15 protein-coding genes and 1 pseudogene are annotated in these 14940 nt (G+C 70.9%); 5 read left to right on the top strand and 11 right to left on the bottom strand.

Annotation, left to right across the window (positions count from 1 at the left end; genetic code table 11):
- Positions 1-169: 169 nt before the first annotated feature.
- On the bottom strand, positions 170-850 hold the full coding sequence (locus EDD93_RS40805) for a hypothetical protein (protein WP_185092310.1): 681 nt from the start codon (positions 848-850) through the stop codon (positions 170-172).
- A 256-nt stretch (positions 851-1106) separates the two neighbouring features.
- Here EDD93_RS40805 and EDD93_RS14165 point away from each other — a divergent pair, with 256 nt between their 5' ends.
- A complete protein-coding gene (locus tag EDD93_RS14165) occupies positions 1107-1586 on the top strand; it encodes an MscL family protein (RefSeq protein ID WP_123527764.1) in 480 nt (159 codons plus the stop codon).
- 8 nt (positions 1587-1594) lie between these two features.
- Here EDD93_RS14165 and EDD93_RS14160 read toward each other — a convergent pair whose 3' ends face one another.
- The 8 genes and pseudogenes from EDD93_RS14160 to EDD93_RS14120 form a co-directional block, all read right to left on the bottom strand.
- On the bottom strand, positions 1595-1834 hold the full coding sequence (locus EDD93_RS14160) for a hypothetical protein (RefSeq protein WP_123525489.1): 240 nt from the start codon (positions 1832-1834) through the stop codon (positions 1595-1597).
- Between the two features lie 93 nt (positions 1835-1927).
- Positions 1928-2308: a hypothetical protein gene (locus tag EDD93_RS14155; RefSeq protein ID WP_123525488.1), complete on the bottom strand. Its 381-nt coding sequence runs from the start codon at positions 2306-2308 to the stop codon at positions 1928-1930.
- A complete protein-coding gene (locus EDD93_RS14150) occupies positions 2305-3069 on the bottom strand; it encodes a Rieske (2Fe-2S) protein (protein ID WP_123525487.1) in 765 nt (254 codons plus the stop codon). The genes EDD93_RS14155 and EDD93_RS14150 overlap by 4 nt, the downstream gene beginning before the upstream one ends.
- The gene (locus EDD93_RS14145; RefSeq protein WP_123525486.1) at positions 3066-3668 is read right to left on the bottom strand and encodes a 4Fe-4S dicluster domain-containing protein; all 603 of its coding nucleotides are present in this window, start codon (positions 3666-3668) and stop codon (positions 3066-3068) included. Before EDD93_RS14145 ends, EDD93_RS14150 begins: the two co-directional genes overlap by 4 nt.
- Positions 3669-3675: 7 nt before the next feature.
- A complete protein-coding gene (locus EDD93_RS14140) occupies positions 3676-6000 on the bottom strand; it encodes a molybdopterin oxidoreductase family protein (RefSeq protein WP_123525485.1) in 2325 nt (774 codons plus the stop codon).
- Complete coding sequence (locus EDD93_RS14135; protein ID WP_123525484.1) at positions 5997-7079, bottom strand: MFS transporter; 1083 nt, start codon at positions 7077-7079, stop codon at positions 5997-5999. Before EDD93_RS14135 ends, EDD93_RS14140 begins: the two co-directional genes overlap by 4 nt.
- 541 nt (positions 7080-7620) lie before the next feature.
- Positions 7621-7746, bottom strand: a complete 126-nt coding sequence (locus EDD93_RS14125; RefSeq protein ID WP_123525483.1) for a glycine radical domain-containing protein — start codon at positions 7744-7746, stop codon at positions 7621-7623.
- Positions 7747-7748: 2 nt separating this feature from the next.
- Positions 7749-8069, bottom strand: a pseudogene (locus tag EDD93_RS14120) (pyruvate formate lyase family protein); the annotation flags it as partial.
- Between the two features lie 161 nt (positions 8070-8230).
- Here EDD93_RS14120 and EDD93_RS14115 point away from each other — a divergent pair.
- Together EDD93_RS14115 and EDD93_RS14110 are read left to right on the top strand one after the other, a co-directional pair.
- Positions 8231-9319: a P1 family peptidase gene (locus tag EDD93_RS14115; RefSeq protein ID WP_123525482.1), complete on the top strand. Its 1089-nt coding sequence runs from the start codon at positions 8231-8233 to the stop codon at positions 9317-9319.
- Between the two features lie 133 nt (positions 9320-9452).
- The gene (locus tag EDD93_RS14110; protein WP_123525481.1) at positions 9453-10223 is read left to right on the top strand and encodes a DUF6227 family protein; all 771 of its coding nucleotides are present in this window, start codon (positions 9453-9455) and stop codon (positions 10221-10223) included.
- A gap of 214 nt (positions 10224-10437) precedes the next feature.
- Here EDD93_RS14110 and EDD93_RS14105 read toward each other — a convergent pair whose 3' ends face one another.
- Entirely contained in the window at positions 10438-12030 is a 1593-nt protein-coding gene (locus EDD93_RS14105) for an MFS transporter (RefSeq protein WP_123525480.1), read from the bottom strand.
- A 32-nt stretch (positions 12031-12062) separates the two neighbouring features.
- Here EDD93_RS14105 and EDD93_RS14100 point away from each other — a divergent pair, with 32 nt between their 5' ends.
- Positions 12063-13103, top strand: a complete 1041-nt coding sequence (locus tag EDD93_RS14100) for a YafY family protein (RefSeq protein WP_260255732.1) — start codon at positions 12063-12065, stop codon at positions 13101-13103.
- 117 nt (positions 13104-13220) lie between these two features.
- Here EDD93_RS14100 and EDD93_RS14095 read toward each other — a convergent pair whose 3' ends face one another.
- Positions 13221-14219 (bottom strand): RNA polymerase sigma factor RpoD/SigA, encoded by a 999-nt coding sequence (locus EDD93_RS14095; RefSeq protein ID WP_073737264.1) that lies wholly within the window; start codon positions 14217-14219, stop codon positions 13221-13223.
- Between the two features lie 147 nt (positions 14220-14366).
- Between EDD93_RS14095 and EDD93_RS14090 the strand changes: the two genes are divergently transcribed.
- Positions 14367-14927: a GNAT family N-acetyltransferase gene (locus EDD93_RS14090; protein WP_123525479.1), complete on the top strand. Its 561-nt coding sequence runs from the start codon at positions 14367-14369 to the stop codon at positions 14925-14927.
- Positions 14928-14940: the final 13 nt, after the last annotated feature.

Here is a 14940-nt window from a genome sequence, read left to right as displayed (position 1 = left end):
GGCTTCGTGGGCGTGCCTCGCCGGCGGGGCTTGCGGGTGGGCTTGCGGGCCGGGCTCGCGGGTGGGCTTGCGGGCCGGGCTCGCGGGCGGGTGAGGGAGTTTTCCACATCCGGTGAGCCGTCCACAGGGCTCGGCGGGAATCTCGTGAATGCCGGATCGTGGGGCCTGTTCATCCGGGGCCGCTCGGTTCCGCGTCCTCAACTCCCTCGCCCCAGGCGGTGTTCGTCATGCGCTCACCCGGCTCACCCAGTTCGATCGGCTCACACGGTCCGTTCGGCTCACCCAGCTCACCCGGTTCGTTCGGCCCACCCAGCTCACCCGCCTCACCCGCCTCGTCCTTGTCTCCTGGGTCCGCCCCCACCGGCTTCTCCGGCTCGCCCTTGATGTGCGCGCCCGCTCCCCCGCCCTGCGGGGTGCCCGCGTTCCCGCCGTTGCGGGTGCGCGGGGGTGGCGGGCACCGGATGTGCCGGGCCGCGTGGCGCCGGCGGCGGGCGATGGCCGCCGGGCTGGCGTTGACCGCTGCCGTGCTGGCCGTCTCGGGGTTCGGCGGCAGCGGGAGCCGGGGCGGGGACGGTGTTACGGGACCCGGCGGGGCCGGTGCCGCGGCGGGCGCGGCACCGGCGGCCGGGACGGCGCGGGAGCGGGCTTCGCCGCCGGTCCGGCGGCTGGTCTCGGCGCCGGTGCGGATCGCGGACGCGGCGACCGTGCGGCTGCTGCGGCCCGGGGACCGCGTCGATGTGATCGCGTCCGAGGGGCCCGGAACCGATGCCCGGGTCATGGCGAAGAGCGCGCGAGTCGCCCAGGTGCCCCAGACGTCTACCGAGGGCCCGACGGAGAACGGGGCGCTCATCGTGCTGTCCGTGCCCCGGGCCGCGGCAGCGAAGCTGGCGGGCGCGGGAGTGTCGGCGGGACTTGCGGTTATCCTGTGCTGATTCGAACTGACGCCTCATCATGCCACTTGAGGACAGTGCCGAATTGGGTTGTTCCGCCTTGTACTGCCGTAAGTTGCGGAGGAGTTCACTCCGCTTACGGCACAGACGAAGGACGGCTCACCCTTGAGCGAGAAGAAGAAGGCCAATCTGCTGGACGGCTTCAAGGCCTTCCTGATGCGTGGCAATGTGATCGACCTGGCGGTCGCCGTCGTCATCGGCGCCGCGTTCACCAACATCGTGAACGCCATCGTGAAGGGCGTCATCAATCCGCTCGTCGGTGCGTTCGGCACCAAGGATCTGGCGAACTACAGCTCCTGTCTCAAGGGCCCGTGCACGACGGACCCGAAGACGGGCGAGGCGACCGAGGGAATCCGCATCCTGTGGGGATCGGTGCTGAGCGCCACCCTCAGCTTCCTCATCACCGCCGCCGTCGTCTACTTCCTGATGGTCCTGCCGATGGCGAAGTACCTCGCCAGGCGTGCGGCCATGCTGGCGGCGAAGGAGGGCGTGCAGGAGACGCTGGAGGTCAGCGAGCTGGAGGTGCTGAAGGAGATCCGCGACGCGCTGGTCTCGCAGCGCGTCGGCCCGGCGGACGGGAGCCCCGGGGCAGCGGGCTCCGGGAACGGCGACTCCGGTCCGGGCGGCCGGGAGTAACCGGCTGCTCAGATGTGGTGGGGCGGCTTCTCGTCGAGGAAGCGGGCCAGGTCGGCGGCGCTGCTGCCGGACGGGGACCGCTCGCCCCAGCCCCGGTCCGTGTCGTCCGAGGACTGCTGGTCCAGCGGATCGTCGAAGACCAGAGCCGGCTTCGGCCGGCCCTTGGGCTCGGGCCGGTCCGGCCGCTGCGAGGGGTCCGGCGGGCCCGGTTCGGGATCACGCGGGCCGGGGGCGGGGGCGGTACTCATACCCCCAGGGTACGGCCGCCCTCCGGTACCGGGCCGAGCTCAGGTGTCCGGCAGCCCTGCGGGGTACGACCGCCCTCCGGTGCCGGGCGGTGCTCAGCGGTCCTTCGGGTCCAGCGCCCAGAGGCCGAGCACCACGAGGAACGACAGGCACAGGAATCCGGCCCCCCACCAGGCGGTACCGGAGTTGCCCTCCATCCATTCGTCGATGATCACGGTCAGTCCCCAGAGCTGCCCGATGACCACGGTCATGGCGAGGGTCAGTCGGGCGGTGAGCTTCGAGGAGCGTTCCGGCTCCTGGTCCGTGCCGGCTCCCGGCCCCGGCCCGGTGTGGCGGACGCGGGGGTCGCCGTATCCGCTGGTGGGCCGGATCTGGGGGTAGCGCTCGTGGACGGGCCGGTTGAGTTCGGGCCGGGCGCTGCCCGGGTGGTAGTCCGGATAGTGCGGGCCGGGCTCGGGCTGCTGGGCGTCGCTCATGTCCGGCTGCCGGAGGTCCGGGCGCCGGAGGTCCGGTCGTCAGGAGTCTGGTCGTCAGGGGTCTGGGGGGCAGCGGGCCGGGAGCCGGTGGCATGCGGGGCGCCCGCGCCGGTCGCCGCGGGGGCCTCGGCGCCCCGCTTGGCTCCGGGGCAGCCGATCCGGGACGCGAGGTCCGGGCGGTCGTCGCCGAGCCGGCGGCAGAGGCCGTGCTCGATGCTCTCGCCCGAGTGCGTGGTGCCCAGCGCCCAGATACTGCCGTCGGGCTGCTCGGTGAGGGCCACCTTGGGCAGTCCGCGGGGCGGCGGTCCTGCGGTGACCTCGCCGGTTCGCGCGTCGAAGACACCCTCGTGGCAGGGGCAGTACAGCTCACCCTCGGAGCCCCGGTCCTTCCGCCAGAGCACGGCGCAGGCGAGGTGGGTGCAGATGGCCGAGTAGCCGACGAGGGTCCCGTCGTTGAGCCGGACGGCGACCGCGCGGTCCTCCTCGTCCGGGTAGCGGAAGGCGACGGACTCCCCGGGCAGCAGCTGGGTGCTGACCCTCTTCGGCTCGGGTGCCTTCGCGTCGTCGGGGTCGCCGTGACGCGGGAGGATGCCGGCGGCGACGCCGAGACCGCCGACGGCGAGTCCGCCGGAGACGGTGGCGACGATCCGCAGGTAGTCGCGCCGGGTGGTCAGGGAATCCGCGGCGATCCGGTCGTGCAGGGCCTCGCGCGGGTCCCCGGCGGGCGGCTGGGAGGGCGGCGGCTGGTCGGTGACGCTCATCGGCGGACGTCCTTCCCGTTGATCTCCACGACGGGCAGACCGCCGGGCACCGGCCACTGGAGCTTGTCGGCGGGGACGACCATGGCGACGCCGGTGCGGACCTCGCTCTCGCCGAAGACGAAGGTGTCGGCGACCTGGACGCCGGGGCGTTCGGCCTGGAGCTCCTCGACGGTTCCGTAGAAGAGGGCCCCCGTCGGGCAGACGGTGGCGCACATGGGGGCGAGGCCGTAGGCGGTGCGGTCGTAGCAGAGGTTGCACTTCAGCTGCAGCTTGGCCTGGAGGTCGATCTTCGGGACACCGAAGGGGCAGGCGTTGACGCAGTTGGCGCAGCCGATGCAGCGGGTGGTGTCCGCCTGCTGCACCACCCCGTCCGCGGTCACCAGGATCGCGTCGGCGGGACAGACCTCGGCGCACGGGGCGACGGGGTCCTCGCAGTGCATGCAGACGGTGGGAAGGGAGGCGACGGACTGGCCCTCGTCGGTGTAGTCGAGGTGGATCATCGACTTGCCGCGGTGCGAGTCGCATTCCCGGCAGGCGGAGACACAGGCCTGGCAGCCGATGCAGCGCCCCGGGTCGATAAAGATCGTTCTGCCCATCATGCGGGCATCAGCTCCTCTCCGAGGTGCCACGGCCCTGCGGGGTCGTGGGCGGCAACGGGTCGGTACGGGAGACCTGGGCCTCCGGGTAGGCGTGGCGGCCCGGCGCGACGGGGGGCGCGGGTACCTCGTCGATCGTCGCGGCGTGCTCGATGCGGCAGGCGCAGACCTTGTACTCGGGGATCTTGGAGCGGGGGTCCAGGGCGTCGATGGTCAGCGCGTTGGCGGCGGTGGGGACGGGCCAGTGGTACGGGATGAAGACGGTGTCGGGGCGGATCGCCTCGGTGACCAGGGCGGGGAACACCTCGCTGCCGCGCCGGGTGACGACCCGGACCGGTTCGCCGTTGCGGAAGCCGTGGGAGGGGTGGATCTCGGCCCAGGGGCGCGGGGTCTGTTCGACGAGGGCGCCGAGCCGGCGGGTCTGGTTGCCGGAGAGGAAGTGCGCGACGGTGCGTCCGGTGGTGAGGGACATCGGGTGCTCGTCGTCGTACGGGTCCATGGGCGGGTGCCAGTCGACGACCTGCAGATGGATCTTTTCGTCGGGGTGGTAGGTCCTGCCGTCCTCGAAGAGGCGGGGGGTGCCGGGGTGGTCGGTGGAGGGGCAGGGCCAGGCGATTCCGCCCGTCTCCTCCAGCCGTTCGTAGGTGATGCCGTAGTAGTCGTTGACGGTGCCGGCGGAGGCGATCCGCAGTTCGTCGAAGACCTCGCGGGAGTCGGCGAAGGCGAACTTGTCGCCCACGCCCAGGCGCTTGGCGAGTTCGCACATCACCCAGGTGTCGGTCCGTACGCCGGGGGGCGGGTCCTGGGCCTTGTTGTGCTTGACCACCCGGGCCTCGGCGTTGGCCATCACTCCGTCGTCCTCGGCCCAGCTGGTGACGGGGAAGACGACATGCGCGTTGGCAGCGGTCTCGGAAAGGAAGAAGTCGAATTGAGCGTGGAACTCAGTCGTGTCGTACCCCTCCTTGACCACCTTGTAGTTGGGGAGGGAGACGAACGGGTTGTTGCAGATGCCGATCAGCCCGCGGATCTCTCGGCGCTGCATCTGCCAGACCATTTCCATCATCGACGTTCCGGCGGGCGGGAGTTCGGACTCCTCGATCCCCCAGATCTCGCAGATCTGCCGTCGGTGCTCCTCGTTCATGATCGAGCGCCCGCCCGGCAGGAGGTCGGACTTCTGGCCGTGTTCGCGGCCGCCCTGGCCGTTGCCCTGGCCGGTGAGGGTTCCGTATCCGGCGCCGGGTTTGCCGATGTGTCCGGTGGCGGTGCAGAGGTTGATCACGGTGAGGCAGTTCTCGACGCCCTGCGAGTGGTGCTCGATACCGCGGGCGTGCCAGGCCATGGCCCTGGGGGCGCGAGCGAAGACGCGGGCGACCTGGACGACCTGTTCGGCCGGGATGCCGCAGACCTCCGCGGCCCTGGACGGCGGGTACTCGGCGGCCTTGGCCTTCACCTCCGCCCAGCCGGTGGCGTGGGCGGCGAGGTAGTTCTCGTCGGTGAGCCCTTCCTCGATCACCACGTTCAAAACGGCGTTGAAGAACACCGAGTCCGTGCCGGGTTTCAGGGCGACATGGATGTCGGCGGTGCGGGCGACGGCCGTCTCGCGCGGGTCGATGACGATCAGGCTGGCCCCGCGGTCCCGCGCACCCCATACGTACTGGGTCAGCACGGGGAAGCACTCGCCGACATTGGAGCCCGCGATCAGCAGGCAGTCGGTGAGCAGGATGTCGGAGAAGGGGTTGCCGGCCCGGTCGATGCCGAAGGCGAGCTTGTTGGCGCCGGCGGCGCTGACCATGCAGAGCCGGCCGTTGTAGTCGACGTGCCGGGACTTGAGGGCGACCCGGGCGAACTTGCCGACCAGGTAGGTCTTCTCGGAGAACAGGCTGGCCCCGCCGAGCAGCCCGAACGCGTCGTTGCCGTGGGTCTGCTGGATCCGCTTGATCTCGGCGACGGTGAAGTCGAGGGCCTCGTCCCAGGAGACCTCCCGGAACTCCTCGTCACGGGAGCGGCGCATGAGCGGGGCGGTGAGCCGGTCGGGGTGGTTGACCTGCTGGTAGGCGTTGATGCCCTTGGGGCACAGGCGCATCCGGTTGATGTCGTGGTTGCGGGGTTCGACACCGAAGACCTTGCCGCCGCGGTCGACACGCAGATACATCCCGCATTGGACGCCGCAGAAGCAGCAGTGGGTGGGGACGAGCGTCTCGCCGTTCTGGTCGGCGTGCCACTGGTCGGCGGGGATACCGCCCGCGTCCCGGAAGGCGCGGGTGCCCGGCGGCGCGAGGGAGGGGTCGAGGGGCACGATCGCCCGGGGGTCGGCCGCTCGGGGGTCCGCGGTCACTTGAAGCCCTTCTTCACCTGGGAGAGATAGGCACTACCGCGCAGCACCCGCTTGCAGCGCGGGCAGTACTCGGCCCACGCGTCGAAGTCGAGGCTGAGGTCGCGCATGGTGCCGCGGAGGTTCTCGACATACGAGGCGGTGTCGATGGGCTCCTCGCAGCGGCGGCAGCTGAAGACCTCCTGGTCCTGCCGGCCGGTGTACTTGAACAGCTGCATGCCGACCGCGGCGGGCCGCTGCACGATGTGGAAGAACTTCCCGAACGGGATGTAGATGAGGGTGAAGACCACCGACACCATGTGGAGGATCGCCAGGAACTCGTAGCCGCCGCCGTGCAGGAAGATCGAGGAGAAGGTGAGCAGCAGGCCGGTGACGGCGATGACGAGCAGCGCGATCAGCGGCACCAGGTCGTAGGCGAACCGCTGGCCGGTGATGGCGCCCCGGTCCTTCATCCGGCGCCACAGGAAATAGGAGGCGCCCGGGATGACGAGTACGGCGGCGATGTCCAGGCCGTGGAACATCAGCCAGCCGAGGATGTCCAGGGAGTCGAATCCGATGATCTTGAAGCCCCAGATACGCATCTCGTAGCCGGGCCCGGTGCCACTGCCGGAGGTGAAGGTGAACCAGCCCCAGGTCAGCGGGAAGGTGATCAGGGAGGCGAGGATGCAGCCCCAGAAGATCAGCTGGTGGGCGGCCCAGCGGGCGTGGGAGCGGGCGCCGAGGAACTTCTGGAAGCCGAGGTACGTGGCGATCATCTTCGGCAGGGCGGTGGGGGCCCTGCGGAAGTTGGCGACCGAGAAGAGGCTCCCCCAGCCCTTCTTGAACAGCCGCTTGGCGCCGGGTGCGGAGACCCAGACCGTGTACCGGTAGGCCACTCCGAAGGCGAGGAAGACCGTGGCCACGGCATAGGGCAGGAGGGCCGAGTCGAAGTTCTCCAGAAGCCTGCTGCCGAGCACGATCGCGACGACGAGCAGGAGGGAGACGATGACGCCGGCCGCGGTCGCGCGGGCGGTGACGGACCGGGTGCCCGTGGGCGCGAGGCGGGCGGACCTGTCGGCAGACGGCTCTGGTGGCTCGGTCACCCCGTCACCGTAGGGCTGTATGGGGAGGTTAGTCCTGTTTTACGGCTCTACGGGGTGAGCGCGTCGTGGCGGGACGACGTCCGGACGACCAGGTGGGCGTACCGGCCGCACGGACGTGCGGTGCGGGCCGCGGGCTCGCTCCTCAGACGGCGTGTAAGCCGTGCGCGGCGAAGATCTCCCTGGCGGCGACCTGTCCGGGGGTGGGTGACGGGGTGTCGTGCAGGGCGAACGGCGCATCCAGGGCCCGCGCTTCGCCTCGCCGAGCTTGTGGAACGGGAGTACGTCGACGTGCGAGACGTTGCCGAGGGAGGCGGCGAAGCGGGTGCCGGGGCCGTCGACGCCGGTCGAGAGGTCCCAGGAGTGGACGGAGCCGGAGACCGTCCTGCGGGTGACCGCCGCAGCCGGGGTGCCCGGGGCCCGGCCCGGCGCAGGAGACGAGGCAGGTATGAGGGATGGGGTGGGTGTGCGGGAGGGGATAGGCGTGCGGGACGCAGTGGGGGTGAGGGACGCGGCCATGGCGGGGCCTCCGGTGCGGATGGCGTCAGAGCGAGTCGCGGAACGTGCGGTTGATGACGTCGAGCTGCTGCTCACGGCTCAGCCGGGTGAAGTTGACCGCGTATCCGGAGACCCTGATGGTCAGCTGCGGGTACCTCTCCGGGTGCTCCATGGCGTCCTGGCCGGCCGGTCGAGCATCGCGTCGTACCGCTCGGCGACGGTGTCGTAGTCCAGGTAGTCGCCGGTGACCGGCTCGAAGCCGCTCACCACGAGCTTGCCGGTGCGCTCGTCGCGGCCGCCGTTGATCGCGTACAGCAGCGCCTTGGCGACGTTGACGCGGGCGCCGAAGAACTGCATCTGCCTGCCCGTGGCCATCGCGGATACGCCGCAGGCGATGGCCGCGTCGTCCCCGTACTTCGGGCGCATCAGCTCGTCGGACTCGAACTGGAGGGCCGAGGTGTCGATGGCGACCCGCGAGGCGAACTCCTTGAACCCGGCGCCGCCCGCCGCCCCCTGCTCCTGCCCTTCCTCTGCCGTGGCCCCTCCCGCTTCTCCCGCCCGCGCGCGGGTAGGTTCGCCCTGTGCCGCCCACCACGCACAACCCGGACCCCGACCCCGACCCCGATTGCCACGGCCCCGACCCCGAGGAGCACCGGATGGACGCCCTGACCGATGTCGCCGGAATCCGGGTCGGGCACGCCTCGCTCGCGGGCAGGGGCGCGCTCAGCGGCACCACCGTGGTCCTCGCCCCCGAGGGCGGTGCGGTCGCCGCCGTCGATGTGCGTGGCGGCGGCCCCGGCACCAGGGAGACGGACGCGCTCGACCCGCGCAACCTGGTGCAGCGCATCGACGCCGTGGTGCTGACCGGGGGCAGCGCGTTCGGGCTGGACGCGGCGTCCGGGGTGATGGCCTGGCTGGAGGAGCAGGGGCGCGGCGTGCGGGTCGGGGCCGATCCGGCGCAGGTCGTTCCGGTGGTCCCGGCGGCCTGCCTCTTCGACCTGGGCCGGGGCGGCGACTGGCGGGCCCGCCCGGACGCGTCGACCGGCCGGGCCGCCGTGGAGGACGCCGCGCGCACGGAGCCGGGGGCGGCGGTCGCCGAGGGATGCGTCGGCGCGGGCACGGGCGCGGTCGCCGGGCAGCTGAAGGGCGGGGTGGGCACCGCGAGCGTCCTGCTGCCGTCCGGGATCACGGTGGGTGCGCTGGTCGTGGTGAACGCGGCGGGCTCGGTGCTCGATCCCCGTACCGGGGTGCTGTACGGGGAGTACGGGGCCGCCGAGCCGGCGGTCGCCCCCGCGCCCGAGGTCCACCGCACGGCGCGACAGCGCCTGGCGCAGGCGCACGACGGGAATGCGCGCCCCCTGCTCAACACCACGCTCGCCGTCGTCGCCACGGACGCCGACCTCGGCCGGGCACAGGCCCAGAAGCTCGCCGGCACGGCCCACGACGGGCTGGCGCGCGCCATCCGTCCCGTACACCTGCTGACCGACGGGGACACCGTTTTCGCCCTGGCCACCGGCGAACGGACACTGGACCCGGCGAACCCGATCGCCCTCAACGACCTGCTCGCGGCGGGTGCGGAGGCCGTGGCCCGCGCCATCGTGAAGGCCGCACGGGCGGCGACAGGCGTCAACGGCCGCGAGGGCGGCGGCACCTATCCCTCGTACGGCGAGCTCTACGGCATGCACCCCCGCCCGGGGCGGCCTACGGACGACGAGGGACCCATGGCCGACTCGCCCTCCGCATAAGGAAGTTCGGGCAAAACGCCGGGAACCTTCTGCGTGCGTCGTACGTTTTGCTGAACCCCGGTCACGATGTCAGACCCAGGGACTACGTTAAGCACGCATCGGGTAACACGCGGCGACGGCCTGGAGAAGCACCTTGAGCGATCCGTACGAGACAACCGAGCAGCACCTCGAACGACTCCTGCGACGGGCTCTCAACTCGTTCGACCTGCCCGACAGTACGGTGGAGCGGCTCGGCACAGCCCTCGCCCACAGCAGCTCCCTGCACTCCTCGCACCACAGCGCGACGCTGCACCGCGAGACCTACCGGCACACGTATCTGCTGTGCGACGGCAGCCCGTTAACGCTCTGGGAGCTGGTGCACTGCGGCCAGCGGGATCCGGAGGGCCCGCGCTGCGGCTCGCAGCCCGGCGACCGGCAGCACGAGCTGTACGACGACGAGGCCGATGCGCATATCGCCGCAGCCCGGCTCGCGGGCGGCTTCTGCGACGCCCCGGTCTTCGGGGACGAGGGCCCGCAGGGTGACCTGGAGATCCTCACGGCCCTGATGGCCGCGCCGCCGGCCCCGCTGCCCCGGATGTACGCCCCGGACAACTCCGCGGACCACGCCCGCCGCGTGCTGCGCCGCGCGGAGAACGGGGACGTCCCCGGTGAGGAGACGGCCCACCTCCTGCGGGCGGCCTTCGCCCACCACATCACGCAGATCTTCGGGCGCCAGTGCCAGGTGGACGGGCGGGACGCCGGCTTCACGCTGTACGAGCACGCCTTCCTGCTGCTGGACGGCAGCGAGACGAGCCTGTGGGAGGTCGAGCACACGGCGACGCCCGACGGCCGCCACATGTGCGAGGTGTACGGCGACGAGGAGACCGCGCGCGGTGCGATGGAGAGCCGTACGCGCATCTGCTGACGGCACGGCGCGCCTCGCGACGGACGTGGTGACGGAGACGGGACGGACGTGAGGACGGGGACGCGAAGGAGAGCGGAGACGGGACAAGCGTAAGGACGGGTGCGGGGACGCGACGGAGCCGCGACCCCCGTGCGCCGCTCTCCGTCGCGTCCCCGTAGCCGTCGCGTCCCCGTCTCTGCCCCCGTCTTCTTCTTCGTCCCCGTACCTCGTCGCCTCAGTGCGTGAGCACGGACTCAGTGGTGGCTTCCCCACTGATGGGACCCTCGCTGCCGGGCTCCTCGGTGGCATCGGTGACACCGTCGGCACCACCGGCATCGTCACCCCCGCCCTCCACGTGCTGCTTCGGGTGGGCCGGCAGCGCGAACATCAGCAGGAAGATGGCCGCGAGCACTCCGACCACCCACCACAGCGAGTGCTCGAAGGCGTTCGCGAACGCCGGGCCCACCTGCGCGAGCGTGAGCCGGTCACCGATCGCCCCGAAGAAGATGACCGAGACGAGCGCGAGCCCCAGGGCGTTGCCCATCTGCTGGACGGTGTTGAAGAGGCCGGAGGCGGAGCCGGAGTGCTCCTTCGGCACCTCGGACAGCACCGCGTCGGCCAGCGGGGCCACGATGAGCCCCATCCCGAGGCCCATGACCACCAGCGGCAGCGCCATCTGCCAGGAGGTGATGCCCATGCCGTAGCGGTCGGACTCCCAGATGTAGATCAGCAGACCTGCGGCCATCAGCAGCGCACCCGCCTGGAGGACCTTGCGGCCGAAGCGCGGCACCAGCTTCTGTACGGAGATCCCGGCGGCGACGGAGACGGCGACCGAGAACGGGATTCCGGTCGTGCCGGCCCGCAGCGCGCTCCAGCCGAGCCCCTCCTGCATGTAGAGCGTCCAGACCAGGAAGAAGATGCCGAGGCCGACGCCGAAGGTCAGCTGCACGGCGATACCGGCGGCGAAGCTCTTGACCCGGAACAGCGACAGCTCGACCAGCGGCGAGCCGTCCCGGCGCGCCTTGCGCTGCTCGAAGATCACCAGGACCAGGAACACCACCAGGCTGCCGGCCATCGACAGGTAGCCCCACAGCGGCCAGTCCAGCTCCTCGCCACGGGTGAGGGGGTAGATCAGCATGAGCATCGCGGCCGTCACCAGCACCACACCGACCAGGTCGAGGCGCAGCGCCTTCGGCGCCTTCGACTCGGTGATGAACTTGCGGCCCAGGATCAGCCCCGCGATGCCGACCGGCAGGTTGATCAGGAAGATCGGGCGCCATTCGAGACCGGCGATGTTCCACTCGGTGAGCAGCGCACCCAGCAGCGGCCCGGACACGGCGCCGAGTCCGACGATCGCGCCGAAGAGGCCGAAGACCTTGCCACGCTCGTGCGCCGGGAAGGTGGCGTGCACGATCGACAGCACCTGCGGGACCATCAGCGCGGCCGTGCCGCCCTGGAGGATGCGCGAGGCGACCAGCATCTCCGGGTTGGCGGCGAATCCGCACAGTGCGGAGGCGAGGGTGAAGCCGCCGATCCCGATGAGGAACAGCCGCTTGCGGCCGTAGATGTCACCGAGCCGGCCGCCGGTGATCAGCCCGGCGGCGAAGGCCAGGGCGTATCCGGCGGTGATCCACTGGATCGAACCGAACGTGGCGCCGGTATCCCGCTGAATGCTCGGGATGGCGATGTTGACGATCGTGACGTCGACGAGGTCCATGAAGGCCGCGGTCATCACGATGGCCAGCGCGAACCACCGGCGGCGGTCCGATGCGTCCGAGGACACCGCGGCGGCGGCCGTCCCGGACGGCTGGGGTGCGGAAGAAGTCATATGAAGAAGTTAAGGGCCCATTAGGTCAGTTCATGACCCAATGGGTGGGCATCCTGGGTGACATGACCGACACCCCGGCACGACTGCTGAATCTGCTGTCACTGCTCCAGACGCCGCGCGAGTGGCCGGGCAGTGAACTCGCGGAACGACTCGACGTCAGTCCCCGCACCATCCGCCGGGACATCGACCGCCTCCGCGACCTGGGGTACCCGGTCGAGGCGTCACGCGGCGCGGTCGGCGGCTACCGGCTGGTGGCCGGCGCGGCCATGCCACCGCTGCTGCTGGACGACGAGGAGGCGGTGGCCATCGCGGTGGGGCTGCGGGCCGGGGCGGGCCACGCCATCGAGGGCGTCGACGAGGCCTCCGTGCGGGCGCTGGCCAAGCTGGAGCAGGTGCTGCCCTCGCGGCTGCGCCACCGGGTCTCCGTCCTCCAGAACGCCACGGTGCCGCTGGCGCGCGGGGACGGGGCGATGATCGACCCGCAGACGCTGACCGTGATGGCGTCGGCGGTCACGGGGCGGGAGCGGCTGCGGTTCGCCTACCGGGCGGGGGACGGCGCCGAGACGCGGCGGCAGGTCGAGCCGTACCGCCTGGTCAGCACCGGGTGGCGCTGGTACCTGGTCGCGTACGACCTGGAGCGGGCGGCATGGCGCACCTTCCGGGTCGACCGGGTGAGCGAACCGTTCGCGACGGGCTCCCGCTTCGTGCCCCGGGAGCTGCCGACGGGCGACGCGGCGGAGTTCCTGACCAGATCCATGGCGCGCGTCAAGCCGGAGCTGGCGATCGATGTGAGCTTCGCGGCCCCGGCGGAGTTCGTCACCTCGCGGCTGCCCGCCTCGATCGGCCCGCTGGAGGCGACCGGTGAGCACAGCTGCCGGCTGCGGGCGGCGCTGTCGGACTCCCTGGAGTGGGTGGCGGTGCGGCTGGCGATGGTCGACTGCGAATTCACCGCGTACGGGCCGCCGCAGCTGGTGGCGTATCTGAACGACCTGGGCGGCAGGCTCACCCGCGCGGCGGCGTCGTCTGCCGCGCAGCAGGCGGCGCGAGGGGGCGGGCCCCCGGAGAAGACATGAAGGAAAAAGCATGAGGAAAAAGGGATGAGCCCCGGCGCCAGGGGGGGGTGGGCGCCGGGACTCAGCTCAGGGGGGCCGATATGAAGCGGCCCAATTCGGAGGTTACTGGACTTGGGCTCAGGCCGCAGCGTCAAAGCCCGTGTCGTGAGCCATTCGCTTCAGTTCGAGCAGTGCGTGCTTCTCGATCTGGCGGATTCGCTCCCTGGTGAGCCCGTGCTGCTTGCCCACTTCGGTCAGCGTCCGCTCACGGCCGTCCTCGATTCCGTACCGCATCCGGATGATGGAGGCGGTGCGGTTGTCGAGCCTGCCGATCAGCTCCTCCAGTTCCTCGCTGCGCAGCAGTGTCATCACCGACTGCTCGGGGGACACCGCGGAGGTGTCCTCCAGGAGGTCTCCGAACTGCGTGTCGCCGTCGTCGTCGACCGACATGTTGAGGCTGACCGGGTCACGGGCCCAGTCCAGCACGTCGCCGACTCGCGAGGTGGTGGAATCCAGCTCGGCGGCGATCTCCGCATGCTCCGGGTCGCGCCCGTGCTCGCGGTTGAACTCGCGCTGCACCCGGCGGATCCGGCCGAGCTCCTCCACCAGGTGGACGGGGAGCCGGATGGTGCGTGACTGGTCGGCTATCGAGCGGGTGATGGCCTGCCGGATCCACCACGTCGCATACGTGGAGAACTTGAAGCCCTTGGCGTAGTCGAACTTCTCGACCGCCCGCACCAGGCCCGCGTTGCCCTCCTGGATCAGGTCGAGCAGGGGAAGCCCGGCCCGCGGGTACCGGCGGGCCACGGCTACCACGAGTCGGAGGTTGGACCGGATGAATACGTCCTTGGCGCGCTCGCCGTCGGCGACCAGCGCCTCCAGCTCCTCGCGCGAGGCCCCGCCGGCATCGCTCTCCACCACGCCGTCGAGTATCCGCTGCGCGAAGACGCCCGCCTCGACGGTCTGCGACAGCTCGACCTCCTTGGCGGCATCGAGCAGCGGCGTGCGCGCGATCTCATCCAGATACATGCCGACCAGGTCGCGATCGGCGATCTCCCCGCCCACGGCGCGAACACTGCTTGCCCGGTTGGTCCCGCCGGTGGAGGACGAACGTCGGGCGACGGCACGGGTTGCCATGCGTGCTCCTTGCTGAGTAGGTCGCGACACCCTTTCGGGTGCCCAGCTTCCGATGGAAACAACGACTGGAATCCGGACAGAATTCCCATGCCTGGCATTCATTTTCGCGATCATGCAGTACCCTGTCGCGCCACCCAGGGAGGGCACATGACACAGCCGGGCACGGAGGCGCAGGTCAGGCCAGGTATCGAGAGGGATCTGGAGTCCCTCACGGACATCTACAACCACTACGTGCGTGAGACCGCCCTCACATTCGACACTGCGCCCTTCACCCCGGAGCAGCGTCTGCCCTGGTTGCGCTCCCACCCTGTAGACGGCCCGCACCGGCTCCTGGTTGCTCAGGATGTCCGTAATGTCGATGGACCGGCTCCCCGGCTCCTGGGCTACGCCACCAGCAGCGCCTTCCGGCCCAAAGCGGCGTACTCCACCTCCGTCGAGGTGAGCGCGTACTGCGCCCCCGGCGCCGCCGGGCGCGGCATCGGCACCCTCCTGTACGCGGCGCTCTTCGAGGCCCTGGCCGGCGAGGACCTGCACCGGGCGTACGCGGGCATCGCCCAGCCGAACGAGGCCTCGGTCCGGCTGCACGAACGCTTCGGCTTCCGGCACCTCGGCACGTACGCGGAGGTCGGCCGGAAGTTCGGCCGGTACTGGGACGTCGCGTGGTACGAGAAACACCTGGGGACCAGGACCGCTCGCGTATCTCCCTAGGACCGGAGCAGGG

The sequence above is a fragment of the Streptomyces sp. 840.1 genome (assembly GCF_003751445.1).
Classification (GTDB): Bacteria; Actinomycetota; Actinomycetes; order Streptomycetales; family Streptomycetaceae; genus Streptomyces.
The sequence above is the reverse complement of the archived record's forward strand: the minus strand, read 5'-3'. Positions and strand labels throughout refer to the sequence as shown.

What these genes read in the sequence shown, in the direction of transcription:
- EDD93_RS40805 (WP_185092310.1), bottom strand. Translation starts at nt 850, where the DNA reads ATGAGCGCCCCGTTCTCCGTCGGGCCCTCGGTAGACGTCTGGGGCACC.
- EDD93_RS14165 (WP_123527764.1), top strand. Translation starts at nt 1,107, where the DNA reads ATGCGTGGCAATGTGATCGACCTGGCGGTCGCCGTCGTCATCGGCGCC.
- EDD93_RS14160 (WP_123525489.1), bottom strand. Translation starts at nt 1,834, where the DNA reads ATGAGTACCGCCCCCGCCCCCGGCCCGCGTGATCCCGAACCGGGCCCG.
- EDD93_RS14155 (WP_123525488.1), bottom strand. Translation starts at nt 2,308, where the DNA reads ATGAGCGACGCCCAGCAGCCCGAGCCCGGCCCGCACTATCCGGACTAC.
- EDD93_RS14150 (WP_123525487.1), bottom strand. Translation starts at nt 3,069, where the DNA reads ATGAGCGTCACCGACCAGCCGCCGCCCTCCCAGCCGCCCGCCGGGGAC.
- EDD93_RS14145 (WP_123525486.1), bottom strand. Translation starts at nt 3,668, where the DNA reads ATGATGGGCAGAACGATCTTTATCGACCCGGGGCGCTGCATCGGCTGC.
- EDD93_RS14125 (WP_123525483.1), bottom strand. Translation starts at nt 7,746, where the DNA reads ATGGAGCACCCGGAGAGGTACCCGCAGCTGACCATCAGGGTCTCCGGA.
- EDD93_RS14115 (WP_123525482.1), top strand. Translation starts at nt 8,231, where the DNA reads ATGGACGCCCTGACCGATGTCGCCGGAATCCGGGTCGGGCACGCCTCG.
- EDD93_RS14105 (WP_123525480.1), bottom strand. Translation starts at nt 12,030, where the DNA reads ATGACTTCTTCCGCACCCCAGCCGTCCGGGACGGCCGCCGCCGCGGTG.
- EDD93_RS14100 (WP_260255732.1), top strand. Translation starts at nt 12,063, where the DNA reads ATGACCCAATGGGTGGGCATCCTGGGTGACATGACCGACACCCCGGCA.
- EDD93_RS14095 (WP_073737264.1), bottom strand. Translation starts at nt 14,219, where the DNA reads ATGGCAACCCGTGCCGTCGCCCGACGTTCGTCCTCCACCGGCGGGACC.
- EDD93_RS14090 (WP_123525479.1), top strand. Translation starts at nt 14,367, where the DNA reads ATGACACAGCCGGGCACGGAGGCGCAGGTCAGGCCAGGTATCGAGAGG.